We start from the raw sequence: 14615 nt of genomic DNA on the forward strand, positions 1-14615 counted from the left end.
TTGGGCAGTATGGTCTTTTCATAAGTAAATGGACCCAGCGGGTTGTCGCTTACCATATAGGCAATTGTTCCTGTAGGTATATCCGACGGATGTGCACCAGAGAAATTTGTACAATAGGAGTAATAGTATTTCCCGTTGTATTTATTGATTCCTGAATCCTCGAACAAAAATGGTGGATTGATAGGTTTCACAGTTCCACCGCTGGCAGTCAGATCCAAACTGGTCATATCCGCACCAAGTTTTGCCACGCGTGCTGTTCCCGGGTCAGCGTCCTTACCTGTCGGAACACCGCCGCCAAAATATAAATAACCGCTTCCATCATCATCAACCAGCACCGCAGGGTCGAATAGCCATGTAACATCATTAGCCCCTGGAGTATTTCTACTGACAAGTGGCTTCCCAATTGGATCTCTAAATGGTCCAATCGGACTGTCCGCTTCGAGCACGCCAATGCCGTTTGCACTGTCTGCAAAATAAAGGAAGAATTTCTCCTTGCCATCTATCGTTTTATGTGCAGCTGCCGGTGCCCAGGAGTTGTTCGCCCATTTTGCCGCACCTTGTGACCCGGCTACAGGAATTTCTCCGTGGTCTGTCCAGTTCACCATATCGTCGGACGAAACAACCGTAATTTTATTGATCTTACCATATCCGTTATCCTTAACGGTCCCGTCAGCATTGTACTCAAAGATATCATTTGTCATGTAAACATAAACTCTGCCGTTATAAACCATGGCAAATGGATCGGCGCCAAACTTTTGTGTAAATAGCGGATTGTTTTTACCAGGTGTTTTAGCCAGTGCCGGTGTAACTGAAGTTGCTGCTGCCTCTACCTTTGCCGTAACGGGGATTGCTGTGAGCGCAAGAGTTAAAGCCATCGTCATCCCCAGCATTTTCTGCCATTTCTTCATTGAACTGACCTCTTCCATTAATTTTTTTATTTCTCAAAATTACATTTACTCCAACGAATCTCGTTACATAGTTGAGTTGTTCCCCACCTTCACCGTTTCCATAGTCTGTATCCTTCACCTCCTTCTCGTCCTGCACAAAATCTATCGCCGTCAAAGTCTAGAGATCTAAGTGCTCACAGGCATGAGCGGACAAGAGAAGTATTCCAAGGAGAACCAGTATATACGGTGCCAGAAGCGAGCGCCTTTACAATCAATATATTACCGACAACCTATGGATAAAACGCTTCCAATTGCAGGGTGTAATCTCCATGAAAGAGAGCTTCTTCGGGTTAAATCGTATCAAAGATTAATTGCACAATTTTTACATAGATACATAATGTATCACAAAAAATACAAATGATGCTCTAATTCAATATTTCCCACCCTGTTATCCCTAAAATGTAAACGCTTTATAAGTCTCATTATAGACTCGATTTATTAAAATAAAATGGAATTTCTTTTTTTTTTATATAAAATTTTTACTCGAGCATTTTGCAAAAATCCTGCGAAATAAAAAAAACCACCAGCTGGCATTTCGTCAAATGGAGCGCTTTGCTGTTCGATGGGATATCCTGTCGATCTCCATTGGGATAAGACATCTACTTCGGCTAGGGCACTTTAAAGGTAAAGTTACCAGGTGGATTTGAACCACCTAGACCGGCGCCTGACGGGCCCATAATCGCCATGATCGATTTCCAGGGAAATATCATCCAAAGCCTGAATCGTTTCCCCGCCCATCATATAGTTCTTACTCACATGTTCGATCTGATCTGGATTAAGGTCATTCCCTTCGATCCTTACTATTTGTTTCTTGAGCCGATTTGGTAACGAGTTTCCTCTGAAATAAAATACGCGTTCACCCAATAGAATGAACGCAGTTGTTAATTAAGGACATACATCCTGTATATTATCTTGTCAAATCTCGCAAAAATATTAAAGTGTTTTCCTCAAGATATAGGACATTACATGATCATCGTAATTTTTGAATATCAATCGACTAAAATTGTAGACACCGTTATTCCAAACATGGAAATCGTGAACACCATCCTTAATCAGAATTTGAAAAAAATGATTAAGATGATCCCCCGATTGGTGTATAAGCTCATCTATCGATTTTATATAGCTGCCATTCGCTATTCCGTCTGCATCGCCGCAGGTGAGATATAGCAAATCAACCTTGTGGACGCATGATGTTAGACTGTCTCCAAGCGTCTTGCCATCACTCGAAGTAGGAGCGTTTGAAAAAGCTCCGACATAAGCGAACAAATCTATCATACCTGGTGCGAGTACAGTCTTATCCAACCGGTTGTTCCAGGGACTCTCTGTGCCTGTGATTCGCGTCGAATCATGTCGGTAACCACCGAGGATCAGATTCAGGGCTTGCATTCCACCCATAGAAAGCCCAGCAATCGCTCTTCGAGTGCGGTTATATGTGATTCCCTCATGTGAGGTGTCTGTTATATCTGCGAAGGTTTTGTAATTCAATTCTATAAATGGAATCAGATCGTATCTCAGCTCATAATCAAAGTAATAGAATCCCAGCAAATTGGTTCCTTCGGGATTGAAGGAGGTGTCTGTCCAGTCATGTGCGCTTCTTCCGTTAGGAAATACGACGATCAACGGATCGATATCACCGTTAGCAATGAGATTGTCAATTAGATTGCAAATGATAAATCGTCCGTCAACTTTACCGTTGCTGCTTAACCACTCATATTGATCTCCGCCTACGCCATGAAGCAAATACAATACATTGTATCTGACAGCATTGTCGTTTGGGTCATAAGCAGCAGGCAAGTAAACGTTGCATTTCTTCAATATGGCATCTCCCGCAACGGTTTCTCTTCCTGCTTCACTGCTATCAATGTTCCGATCTGTTACAAGCTGTCGGGTCAAATGAATATAATTGCTTACCTTATAGGAAACCTCTTGAACCGTACCTTGAAGCTCTTCTTTAACTGACTTAAAATATTCGGCAGGCACTGCCGTCACGTTCTTGCTTCTCATGGACCATTATTCTCCCTTCGGATATATTTATTCCAGTTTGACCCATTCCGCTCCAGAAGCCCTAAAACAAAGCTGCCGCACATGAAATCCACGTGCGGACAGTCTTTCTTATTCCATTCTGGCGTTATTGTACCTTTTGAGCTTCCAAAATCCTAATAATGATAATCGCCACTTCTGCGCGGGTGCTGAAAGCCTTCGGCCTAAGGGTACCGTCTTCGTAGCCATTCAGCACACCCTTGGCCGTCAAAGCCGCAAGCGGTCCTTGAGACCAGGCGGAGACGTCGTCGCTGTCCTTATAGTCTAAACCGCCGTTGGCAGATGCCAAATGTGCGGCACGTACAAGGATTACGGCCATTTGTTCCCGGGTGATGTTGTTATCCGGGCCGAAGGTTCCATCCTCATAGCCATCCACGATTCCCAGCGCCGATGTGGTTGCAATGGCTTCCTTCGCCCAATGGCTGCCGGTATCGGCAAAATCGGCGCCTCCAGTTGCCGTTAGGTGGAAAGCTCTGACGATCATGGATACGAACTCGGCTCTTGTTACAACTGCTTCAGGTCGGAATGAACCGTCTTGGTAGCCGTCGATCACACCGGCCTTCACAAGGGCTTGGATGCCTTTTTCCGCCCAGTGTCCTTTAATATCGATTAAGGCCGGAACCACGACAGATGCGGACTTTTCTGCCGCCAATACTGCAAACTTGGTGAAGTGCATCACACTGCCGGAAACGATGCCTTTCTCCCGGTCGACCTTAATGTCGTCCAGTTTGACCCATTTACCTGTTTGCTCATTATACCAGTACAACGCCACCTCATGCTGGCCGTCCAACATGTTCTTATCGAACGGAAGGGTGATGATGACCGGCTTCCCGAACGTTCCCGTCACGTCCTTAGTGATCTCGAACACATCTCCAGCCAGCTTCAAATCCGGATCCGGCTTCAGCTGTGAGGTGTCGCTCAACTTTTTAATACTCACGTATATGTCACTGCCTATTGCTCCTGCCGGCAAGTCAACTGCCGCCCCATTACTCTCTACCTTGCCGCCTGTGTCTGTTTGCACCTTAACCGCCCCTTCCGGTTCTGGGGTCGAGACAGAGGAAGTCTGCGAGGTCGATGGTGCGGATGTCTGCACTTGCTCAAGCTTCAAAACGCCGAATCTCGAGGTGTTCTGATAGGATTGACCTGTCGGGTCGTTCCAAGAAAATACGCTGTCACGGCTTCCCCCGTCCTGATCATTGTTAACCTGGAAGTCGAATCCGATCACGGTTCCTGCTTTTGGGGTGATCGTATCCAGCGCGATAGCCGCTTCTACGCCGTAACCTCCATCAATGATTTTGGTGGCAGATGTATAGTTATTTGGGGTTGCATGGCCTCCGACGGTCTTTACGTTCTGGAAGTTGATCCGGTATTGGCCGTCGTCACCTTGGTAGCTGTCCGTTTTTCCGTTGTTCTGGTCAACGAAAATTTCCATCGAATCCTGCTCCCATGCGTTGGCGTTGGCATCGCTCAAATTACTGTCTAACACAACGGCATAGACATAGAGGTTATGCTCATCCCACATTGCACGCAGTTGAGCTTTGGCGACTGCATTGTTATGCTGCTCTACCATCACATCAGTAGTATAAACCGGTGAGTTCGCCCACTTGCTGTCCATTTCGCCATCGATTGTAGGAGTTCCGTAAGAAGCGCTTGCCGCTTTTACGGCATCGATATAAGTCAAGATTCCGTAACCAAGTACGTCGTTATCTTGGGTATTCCGTGGATCACTCCAGGAAACGATGACGCCGTTACTTCCATGCTCCGTACCGTCATTAATCCCCATATCGGTGTCTCTTACGTCAAACTTCACTTTCTTGCCCAAGGCTCCTCCTGCCAATGGAATAACGGCTTGCAGCACATAACCGTCCGTATCTTCAGTAATTTGAGCATCATTTCTTGCGAATGTATACTTCTTGATTCCATTGTCATCCACGAAGAGTTCTATTTTATCCGTTGCGGTTTTGGTAATGTCTTTGACCGCTACGCGGGCATAAAGATATTGTTCATCCCACAAGGTTTTCACTTCAGCCTGAAGGGTACCCAATTGTTGAGTTTTCAATGCAGGAACCGTGTTCCAAACCGGATCCGAAGCATTAGCCGGTGTACCTTTCGCTGTATTTGCTGTCTGTGCGGTTATTGGAAGGTGGGATGGCGTCAGCGTCTTTACCGCCTCAATCATACCCCAATAAGCATATTTGCCCTGATACTGCACGTCGAACGGGAAAGGAGCATCTTTACGGGTTGCACCTTGGTTATCAAGCCAGGTATGATCGTCCGCAATCCCCCATAATGTAACATTGCTGATCCATCCGTCAGGATTATATGCCTGAGTGTTCGAGGCGGCATTTTTGCCCTCATTGTCCAGACGAACAAGCTCTTGGAACAATTGCTTATAACGGTAGCCTTGTTTCACAAGGATGGAATCATCATAGCTGGTGGAGCTGCTGTCGGTATAAACCGAAACGTCAAGCTCCGTCACCTGGTTGTCGAATCCGGCTTCGCCGAATTTCCGGATGGATTCGGAGATTTGATCGATAGAGGGACCACTTACGTTGATGTGTGTTTGGTGGCCCACGCCGTCAATCGGAACTCCCTCGCCTTTCAGCTTCGTCACCAAGTTGAACAAGAAATCGCGTTTGACTGGATCCTGCGTACTGTAATCGTTGATATACAGCTTTGCGTTCGGCAGCTCTTGGCGAGCAACCTTAAAGGCTGTTCGGATGAAATCCAAGCCGGTCAGAGCATACCACTCGCTCTTCCGCATGCCGTCTGGCTGCCCAGGATCAATGACTTCGTTTACGACGTCGACGGCATTGATCGGCACGTCCATGGAACTGAAGTGACGCGCCACGGTTTGGATATAAGTTGTCAGACGGTCAAGCACCAACTGTTTATTCTCTGGTGTAGCTGCAAGCGGCTGGCCCTGGGCATCCTTAAACATCCATTCCGCTGCCTGCGAATGCCAAGCAAGGGTATGCAGCCGGAAATTCATATTGTGAGCCTTGGCATATTGTGCGATACTGTCTGCTTCCGTCCAGTTCCATTGCCCTTCTGTCGGTTCCAGTGAACCCGGCTTTGTGGCATTCTCAGCTACGATCGAGCTGTAGTGATAATCCAGAAGCGTGTGAACATCGGAAGTAAGCTGATCCCCCGTTACGGCAGCACCAACTTTGAAGTTGTCCGCATAGATGTCCTTCAAGGGATCAATGTCCGTTTGAATTGGCTTCGGCCCAGATACTTGACCGACATAGGACAAATCGAAATCATCCATATAGAAAGATTTTGCATCGGTTAACTTGTCAGCTGTTTCCACGTATGCATTTAATACGGTTGGAGTAGTAGCTAGTGTTAAAGTGCCCGTCAGTTGTACCCAATTATCAGGGGTTACCGTTGCGTTAGACGAAACGTTCGTATACGAACTATCGCCGCTTTGCACAGAGAGCCGCAATACGGTAGGGGATTGTCCCGGAGCCATCTTGACCCATGCGGACAAATTGTACTTGTAGCCTTTGGACATCTTGCCAAGGACGTTCAGTAAAGGTCCGTCATATTGCTCTGATACCGTGGTCAGCAAGCTCTTGGAGCCGCCTGTGGTGTGATTGTCGGCCGTCGATATTTCTATATTACCGGAGCCGTTTCTGCGCCCCCAATTCCCTTGCCCGTCCTCAAAGGTAGATTGGATTCCAGTTTGGTCAACTGCTCCCGAATCAGTTGGTGCAGCCGGCGTGACGTCCGTTAGCTGCACTTCATCAATATAGAGGTCCTCCATAGTAGTGGAAGCTGAATCCGACTCCACCCATATTTTGAACCCCTTCGTATCGTCTGGCAGCTTGTATCCCTTCAGTTCAAAGGGGGTCCAATCGGTGGAGTTAACCGATTTATTTCCCACCAGCCAAGGATATTTGTTGGTCAGCGAGGCGGCATCGACATTAGATGCGATATGAAAACTATCGGTTCCTGTTCCAACTTTAAGCTTCAGTGACAAATCGTACGTATGGCCGGCTTGCGTATACGAAGTCAAATCCAGGAACGGGCTGCTGTTACTTGCAGCACGGTTCGTCATTGCCAAGGATTTGGAGCCATCGGAGGCTGTTGCTGACGTTACGGCAATGGTTCCGTCTCCCATCCAGGATACCTTAACCCAACCGCCAGTTTGGTCGTCTTCAAAGCTTTGGGACAAAACGACCGTATTGCCGGCAGCCGATGCCGTCAAAGGAACTAGTAGTTGGGGGGCGATCATCCCGAACAGCAGCACGATTGCCATCCATACATTCATTTTTTTTCTCATAAGCATCCTCCTCTTTCTGCAATCGCTTACAATATTATTCCAATTTCATTCTACAACTTAGGTAATTGGCTTCACATACTCAAAATAAAGAATAATCCCCCCTCAATTATGGAATAGAATAGCCAGCGTGCGCACCGCTTTCACGGTTTGAGACTTGTCACCGAAGCTGTCATGGACGGTTTGCGGTCACTTTACCTCCCCGATTACACGCCAAAATGCCTGCTTAGGCTGAAGATCCCCATCGAATAGAAAGGGCCAATTCTTTCGACCGCGAACCGGGAAGTTGTCCAACCAAGTATAGTTGTCAGCAGCTCCCCAGAACGTTACCGACGTAATGACATCCCGATATTCCTTAAAAAGCCCGAAGATTTCCTCGTACCGCCGCTGCTGCAGCTCTACCATTTGCACGGTGGGCGCTGTCAGATCGGTCCGTCTGTCCTCAAAGTGGAACATGGAAATATCCAGCTCGGTGATGTGAAGCTGCAGATCAAGGGATGCGTAAAGCTCAATCGCTTGCCGAATTTCATCCGAGGAAGGACCATGGATGTTCCAATGACCCTGCATGCCGATTCCATGGATAGGAACCCCCTTCTCCTTCAAGGAACGGACAAGGTTATAAATCTTATCCCGCTTGACCGGCTCTGTCTCGTTGTAGTCGTTATAGAACAGAAGTGCATTCGGATCAGCTTCATGTGCCGCCTCGAAGGCATGCCGGATATAATCCTCCCCGAGAATATCCAGCCATTTGGTACTTCGCATCACCAGGTCCGCCTTGTCTTCGATTGCTTCATTAACCACGTCCCACGCATAAACCTTGCCCTTATAACGACTGGCAACCGTACGGATATGCTCCTGCATCCGCAAGAGAACCAGTTCTTTGTCGGCAGGACCGTCAGAAGGGCCTTCAAACACCCAATCGGAGGTTTGATTATGCCAGACCATCGTATGCCCCCGAACGGCAATTCCGTTCTGCAAAGCGAAATTCATTATTTCATCCGCCGCCTCAAACGTATACCGCTCTTCCTCTGGATGGATCTCCTCGAACTTCATCTGGTTCTCTGCGGTAATGCTGTTGTAATGCCGGGCGATGAAGTCCCCCTCGGATCGGATGGTCTTGGTGCTAACAGCAGCCCCGATTCTGAATATGCCATTATAAGCCTCGTGCAAGTTCGGCACTTTGTTGTTCATAGATTGGCAAACCTCCTCATCATACCCTGTTTAAACAGGCCTTCTATGTTATATGATATAGAATCTGAATACACTTACCATTCACAGATTAAAGATCTCTCCCCCCTATTCTTAAAATCCTTCAAGATTGTGTACGATGTTTCCAGTCGAACTCATAGCAAATAGACGTGTATCTCTTAGAAAAGAAATACACGTCTTTCATTCTTTCCGATCAAGCGCCAATTCGCTGGGTTCGGCGTCCTTCAGGCTTTGCTTAATTGTCTAAACACAGCGGGCTTGTTAGACACACGTTTCTCAAACTCTTTGAGGAAATGATGATAGTGAACGTATCCAATCTGCTCCGCAATCAGACGAATCGTCTCATCCGATTCGCATAGCATACGCTTCGCCGCGTTAATACGCAGGTCATGGATATACTCAATGATGCCTACGCCGTTCCTCTTCATAAACGCTTGGCCTAAGTAAACTGGGTTCATGAAGAATCGTTCTCCGATCTCTTTAATCGTCAGCGTTTCCCGATAATGCTCCTGGATAAAACGCTCAATAACTCGAAGGGGATGGCCGGAGAATTTCTCTTTATGCTGCTTCAACTGGCTCATATACTGCTGCACATACGCCTGCAGCGATTCCTCCACTTCCTTCAAGGAACGATGCTCTCTTCTCAAAAAATCGCGAACTCGAGGCAGCGCCTCCGAGTCAATGCCCATCTCCCGCATGACGGTAGCGCTTTTCAAAACAATGCGAATGACCAGCAAATGAACGACTTCCCGGGCCGTTTTGTTAGCAGATAGTGTCACAAACATTTGCTTAATCAGATCCTCAACCCGCTTATCCTGAAGCGCCTCGATCGCACTTTGAATGTCATCTACGATAGAAACCGCATTAAGATCATAGCTGACTTGCTTGTGATTAATCTTATCGTAATCAAGTGGACCACCGGATATATGAAAGAAATGATGCACTGATGTCTCTAGAGCACCTGCATACGAATCTTCTATATGACGGAGGGAGTCCACTCGTGGTCCTATCGAAAGGCAGCATTCGATACCTTGCTCACGCAGGTCTTCGTATACCTGTTGAGCCCACTCCTCGATATCAGGGACAGACGGCATGACAAGCCCCTCCTGATTCCCAAACAAGTCGATTGCATGTGCTTTTCGCGAAAGGAAGTAACGGGCATCCAGCTCCTGTTCTGAGCCGCTAAGCCATTCGACATGAATATACCTCCAGCCACGATCTCCTTGTGCCAAGGGATCTAGTATCTCCCCTACGTTCCCGTCTGTTGCCGATATTTCCCCCCGAAGCATCTGAGCAAGCAGAGTCGGTACTAGACGGTCGGCAACGAGGTCTTGGCGTACCCTTTGCTGTTCTCGGTGCTGCAGCTCACCAATAACTAATTGAATGACAGCCTCCCATTCCCTATCCAAAGCCGGTTTAAGCAAATAATGCTTTACCCCATACCTTAGGGCAGAACGTGCATATTCGAAATCATTGTAGCCGCTTAAAATGATGAATACCGGATCGTTCCCTGCCTTTTGCACCCGATCGATCAATTCTAATCCGTCAATTACCGGCATCCGAATATCCGTCACTACGAGATCAGGCTTACAGGCTTCAATGCAGGCTAAGGCTTCTTCGCCGTTCTCGCACATTTCTACGATTTCAAAGCCAAGCTCTTCCCATTCGACCATGAGCTTTATGCCTTCCAAGGCGAAAGGCTCGTCGTCCACCAAAATAACTTTAAACATGTTCGCTAATCTCCTCCTGTTTCCTAATGAGACTCAGAGGAATTTGTATGGTAACACTTGTTTTCTCGAAGGGGATGCTTTCCATTTGGAACAAAGAGCGTTCCGCATAAAACAGGTTTAAACGACGATACACATTGCGAAGTCCGACGTTCTTGCCGTTGTCTTCTCCCTTATACAGACTCTGAACAATTTCATCCAGTTTCGCGCTGTTCATACCGATTCCGTTATCTTCGACCTTCATGAGCATGTTCATCCCTGATCTTTCTACAGATATCCGAATTCTGCGATTCCCTTTTACCGATTGAAGCCCATGCTTGCAAGAGTTCTCAACGAGCGATTGAATACTCATCTTCGGGATTCGATACGATAGAACAGATTCGTCAACAGACAATTCATAGTGAAACCGATCTTGAAATCTGAACTTCTCGATCTGGAGGTACATATCAGTGAAGCTTAGCTCTTCTTCTACCGTCACCAAATCCTCCTTCCAGCTTAGCAGCCTTCTCAAAATCCGGGACAAGTTTTGAATAATTTCTATCACATGCTCATAGCGATACTTCTTGCATACGACAAGAATCGCATTTAACGTATTGAACAGAAAATGAGGGTCTACTTGGCTTTGCAAATAATTCAGCTCGGCCTGTACGCGTTCCAGCTCCAAATCTTTTTTTTGAATTTCGAGCTTGTACACATCGTTAATTAAATTACGAATTTTTTCCGTCATCAAATTAAAGCTGCGAAGAAGATTACCGATCTCATCTTTTCCTTCATACATCGTAATGGGTTCAAACCTCTCGTTTTTCACCAACTGCATATGTTTGGAGAGCTTTCTTACCCGGAAATTGAAAGAGTGCATAATGATGTAAATCAATATCGTCGGAATGATCGTACTAATGAGCGTCAGCCAGATAAAGAAGTGGATAACCCCCTTTCTCTCCTCCGCGATTCGACTTCCCTCCGGAATTCCGACCAGCCGCCAGTTAAGCACATAACTAGCGCTACTGAGAGGACTGACAAAGCTCTTCTCAGGTAAGCCTGTCAGCTTAGAATCCTTTGACACAGGCAGGGTCGGGAGCAAAGGGTCATTTCCCTTAAACGCACCTGCCGATTCAAGAACAAGCCGATTTTCCTCATCCACGAGCTTGATTAACAAGTATTTGCTCTCTTTATCAAACAGCTCCAGCAGCTTATCCATCCGAATATCGATACGCAGATATTTGGAGAATTTCATGAGGTCAGGGAAATTGTCCAGCTTCCGAATGATGCTGACATATACCAATTTCTCCTCGGGATTCATGGGATTCGTATCCAAATAAGAGGTCACTGTCACCTTATCTTTCTTTTCGTTCATCTTCTGATACCATTCACTCTTCAGATCATTGGGCTTAAGCATAAAGTAGCTTCCACCATTGGATAGCGTTGGGTTCGAGGTGTATACGCCAATCCAAGAGATGTAGGGATAAATATTCGGATACTGCCCCAATTTGTCTCGGAGGTAACTGTCGTATTCTTCGTAATAAGCAACATTATCCGAGTACGTATATTCAAGCATCTCATTAAATACACGATCAGCGGAAACAGCGTTGCCAATCACAACACCTGAGTTCACCATTTGCATGATTTCGTTTCTGACCCTATCTAGAGAAATCCGTAAGTTATCCATCTCTCTACGTTCTGTATTTTTGCTATCTTGCAAGAAAAATAAGCTGTTTATACACAAAATCGGTAGCAGCACACACATCAAGTAAATGATCAGAAACTTGAACTTCAGGGGAATATCATTAACAATACGCAACAGTTTCCATTTCCGGCTCATATTTGCTCTCCTTGTCAGTCGTAGGTTAACCCTTCTTGTAGGCAGAGGGTAACAAACCAGTAAGTGCCTTGAACTTGGTTACGAACTGTTCGGAATCCGAGTAGCCGACACGATCTGCGACATCGGATATTTTCAGTTCTTCACGGCGAAGTAATTTTTTGGCCTCGTCAATTCGTACGACATGCAAATATTCATTGAAGGTGAGGCCAACTTGCTTCTTGAACCTCTGGCCCAAGTACGCAGGATTCAGCCGAAAGTGCTCTGCAACAACCTGCAGCTGCAGCTTTTCCCTATAGTGCGATTTGATATAGTCTCCCGCTGCGGATACGACTTCATCTTGCCCTACGCCTTTCTTCAGAACAATCCACTCTGCAGCTTGCAGAATTTCTTGTGTTACCTTGCGTTCCAAGAGGCCAATATCCATTGGAACGGTGGGAGCAAACCAATTTGGAGCCCACATAGGATCACCGCCGAATTGGGCAATCATCTTAAGAATTTCAAGCTTAATGTTGCCTAAATAAGCACTCACCCAAGATTCAGATACAGACTGCCTCGAAAGAGCGATGAATAAGTGGTGTACGTGGGTTCGCACTGTTTCTGGACACCCACTCCCTACGGCATCTAGGATGGATTCCGTCATTCCTACAAATGCAGGCAACGTCTCCGCTGACCACTCTCCTTGATAGATGTAAATCCCTTCTGTTCCAGAAGGGATTTTGCACATTTCGGCCATAAGCCCCTCACGAAATGCTTCTTTTAACGCATGCGGTCCCTTGTGCTCACCGCTAATCGAAAAGGAGAGCGCTCTGCCCCAGTTATGTCTGACACTGTCAATTATCTCAGTTATCATCGCAGAAGAAAGATCGCGCCCCTCGGGTCCTGTGACTAGCAAGAATCCATGTCGCTCTTTGCCTACGCCAAATGGAAGCAGTGTCGTTTGAGTAAGCTTTATTCGATCTGCAATAACCTGCATCAGGTCCGATTGGACATGAGGCTGAATGTCAGGCTCTAGCAAGATGCAGCGGAAGTTGGAACGTTCATGAAAATCCATTAAGGCGTTCGCCTGCTCAATCCATTTCTGTCTGATTTCTCCCTGCAATAGCCTTGAAATCGTTTCCAATCGTAAGCGGTCCAACGCAGCGCTTTCGTACTGGCTGTGTGCTTCACGCTCTCGAATCGTAACCGAGATCTCTTCCACTGCAGCTATAAGCTCATCTTCAATTAAAGGTTTCATCAAATAATTGGCCACACCATGCCGCATCGCTCTTTTGGCATATTCGAAATCCGCATACCCACTCAAAATAATAAATTTCATTTCAGGATGCAGGCCGGAAGCTTGTTCAATCAATTCCAATCCATCTATAACAGGCATTCGAACATCCGTCAGCACCAAATGAGGCAGGGTTGACGCCATAACAGCCAATGCGTCTTCACCATCCGATGCTTCTCCGCATACTTCAAAGCCAAGTTTATTCCAATCGATCATCGATCGCAGTCCCTCTAGCATGTAAGGCTCGTCATCGGCAAACATGACCCTTAACATGGGAATCACCTCACTTCAGCAAGTAGATATGAACTATTATAAAGGATAAGATGAGCTTGAATAAAGCAAAAACCGTCCCAGCACCGAGCTGAAACGGGAAATGATTATGATCATCGCTTACTTTGTCTTACTCTTTGACGCTTCCAAGATTCATACCGACGATGAAATACCTTTGCAGAAAAGGATACACGAACAGAATCGGAACCGCCGCCACAATCGTAATCGCCGCACGTATGGAAGCAGGCGTAACCATGGCCTTCGTTTGATTCGTGTTTGCCCCAGCCAGAAGACCTGGATCATTGTTGCTGTTCATCGTAGAGCCAAGCAGCTTCATCATTTCGTACTGAAGTGTACTCAACTTCAAATCAGAAGAGGCATACAGGAACGTATCGAACCAGGAATTCCAAGAGCCAACTGCAATAAACAAGGCGATGGTTGCTAGTACAGGCGTGCACAGCGGGAGAATAATTCGTACAAATATGGTGAAATCACCTGCTCCGTCTATCTTCGCAGACTCAACCAAGCCTGATGGGAGGGTACGAATATACGTCCGAATGACGATAAGATTAAACGCACTTACCATCCCCGGGAAAACATATACCCAGAAGTTGTTCAACAGTCCCAGGCTTTTAATCAGAAAGTAATTAGGAATTAGCCCCGCATTGAAATACATCGTCAACACAAATATTAAACCTATTATTTTCCGAAAAATATATTGGGGCTGCGCCAGTGTATAGGCAAGCATAGAGGTGAGAAACACACCTAGTACAGTTATTGTAATTGTACGGGCCACGGAAATCCAAGCCGCATGATAAATCGTACCCGAAATGAAAATCGCCTTGTAATTTTGCAATGACCAGGAGCGCGGCCATAAATAAATGCCCCCACGAAGCGCATCATTACCTTCATTAAATGAAATCGTTAAGGTATGAAGGAAAGGATAAAGCGTTACTACAGCAAGAAGGAGCATGAAGATGCCATTAATCGTATGGAACAGAATGGGCTCAATTCGAGCTCTGCTAACAGTTGTTGTCCCCATCGTCAT

At 46.4% G+C, this 14615-nt stretch carries 8 protein-coding genes; all 8 read right to left on the reverse strand.

The genetic code is table 11. The annotated features are described in order from the left end of the window. A partial coding sequence (locus J2Z65_RS26200) for a family 43 glycosylhydrolase (protein ID WP_280526929.1) occupies positions 1-908 on the reverse strand: 908 nt, incomplete at its 3' end. A gap of 972 nt (positions 909-1880) precedes the next feature. Then, the gene (locus J2Z65_RS26205) at positions 1881-2951 is read right to left on the reverse strand and encodes an alpha/beta hydrolase (RefSeq protein ID WP_167052147.1); all 1071 of its coding nucleotides are present in this window, start codon (positions 2949-2951) and stop codon (positions 1881-1883) included. A gap of 124 nt (positions 2952-3075) precedes the next feature. Then, positions 3076-7275, reverse strand: a complete 4200-nt coding sequence (locus J2Z65_RS26210; protein ID WP_167052149.1) for an endo-1,4-beta-xylanase — start codon at positions 7273-7275, stop codon at positions 3076-3078. Between the two features lie 186 nt (positions 7276-7461). Beyond that, positions 7462-8463 carry an endo-1,4-beta-xylanase gene (locus J2Z65_RS26215; protein ID WP_167052151.1) on the reverse strand — a complete coding sequence of 334 codons (1002 nt, stop codon included), beginning with the start codon at positions 8461-8463 and terminating at the stop codon, positions 7462-7464. 242 nt (positions 8464-8705) lie between these two features. Then, on the reverse strand, positions 8706-10211 hold the full coding sequence (locus J2Z65_RS26220; RefSeq protein WP_167052153.1) for a response regulator transcription factor: 1506 nt from the start codon (positions 10209-10211) through the stop codon (positions 8706-8708). Beyond that, positions 10204-12027 (reverse strand): sensor histidine kinase, encoded by a 1824-nt coding sequence (locus J2Z65_RS26225; protein ID WP_167052155.1) that lies wholly within the window; start codon positions 12025-12027, stop codon positions 10204-10206. The genes J2Z65_RS26220 and J2Z65_RS26225 overlap by 8 nt, the downstream gene beginning before the upstream one ends. Positions 12028-12052: 25 nt before the next feature. Continuing rightward, entirely contained in the window at positions 12053-13570 is a 1518-nt protein-coding gene (locus J2Z65_RS26230) for a response regulator transcription factor (protein ID WP_167052157.1), read from the reverse strand. A 127-nt stretch (positions 13571-13697) separates the two neighbouring features. Further along, the gene (locus J2Z65_RS26235; protein ID WP_167052159.1) at positions 13698-14609 is read right to left on the reverse strand and encodes a carbohydrate ABC transporter permease; all 912 of its coding nucleotides are present in this window, start codon (positions 14607-14609) and stop codon (positions 13698-13700) included. Positions 14610-14615: the final 6 nt, after the last annotated feature.

The sequence above is a fragment of the Paenibacillus aceris genome (assembly GCF_017874035.1).
In the GTDB taxonomy this organism is placed as follows: domain Bacteria; phylum Bacillota; class Bacilli; order Paenibacillales; family NBRC-103111; genus Paenibacillus_E; species Paenibacillus_E aceris.